Source organism: Streptomyces alkaliterrae, from assembly GCF_007097205.2.
GTDB lineage: Bacteria > Actinomycetota > Actinomycetes > Streptomycetales > Streptomycetaceae > Streptomyces > Streptomyces alkaliterrae.
This window is the reverse complement of sequence record NZ_VJYK02000632.1, coordinates 1-914: the sequence shown is the minus strand read 5'-3', so window position 1 is coordinate 914 and position 914 is coordinate 1. Positions and strand designations below refer to the sequence as shown.

Genomic DNA, 914 nt, shown 5'->3' with positions numbered 1-914 from the left:
CACCAAGACACCGCCGCAGATGCAGGGCATCTCCTCGCGGTGGCTGATGCGCGTACTGCCCTGGGTGCAGGTCTCCGCCGGTACCTACCGGGTCAACCGGCGCCTCGCCCACACCGTCGGCAACGGCCGGGTGGAGTTCGTGACCAACGGCTCCGAGGTGCGCGTCATCCCCGCCCAGCTGACCGAGCTGCCCGCCCTGCACGGCTTCGAGGACACGGACGCGCTGCAGGCCCTGGCCGGGCGCTGCGTGCAACGCGAGTACCGGCCCGGGGACGTGCTCGCCGCCGGCGGCGAGGCCGTCGAGGAGATCCTGCTCATCGCCCACGGGAAGATCAACAAGGTCGGTGCCGGCGAGTACGACGGGGAGACCAACCTCGGCGTGCTCGCCGACGGCGACTGGGCCGGCGACCAGGCGCTCTCCGAGGCGGACAGCACCTGGCGTTTCTCGCTGCGCGCCCAGACCCGCTGTACGGTTCTGGCCCTGCCGCTGGCCGAGTTCCGCTACGTCGCCGAGCAGGCCCCCGGCCTCCAGGCCCACGTCGACGCGCTCGCCTCCCGCGTCCTGCCCAAGCAGAACAAGCGCGGCGAGGCCGACATCGAGCTGGCCTCCGGCCACCACGGAGAGGTCGAACTGCCCGGCACCTTCGTGGACTACGACGCCACGCCGCGTGAGTACGAGCTGAGTGTGGCGCAGACGGTGCTGCGGGTGCACTCCCGGGTCGCCGACCTCTACAACGAGCCGATGAACCAGGTCGAGGAACAACTACGTCTCACCGTCGAGGCGTTGCGCGAACGCCAGGAGTACGAGCTCGTCAACAACCGGGAGTTCGGCCTGCTGCACAACGCGGACCTCGGCCAGCGGCTGCACACCAGGACCGGCCCGCCCACCCCCGACGACCTGGACGACCTGATCT

At 70.7% G+C, this 914-nt stretch carries 1 protein-coding gene; it reads left to right on the top strand.

Annotation, left to right across the window (positions count from 1 at the left end; all coding sequences use genetic code 11):
• The coding region (locus FNX44_RS27220; RefSeq protein WP_143651618.1) for a family 2B encapsulin nanocompartment shell protein at window positions 1–914 on the top strand (914 nt) is incomplete at both ends.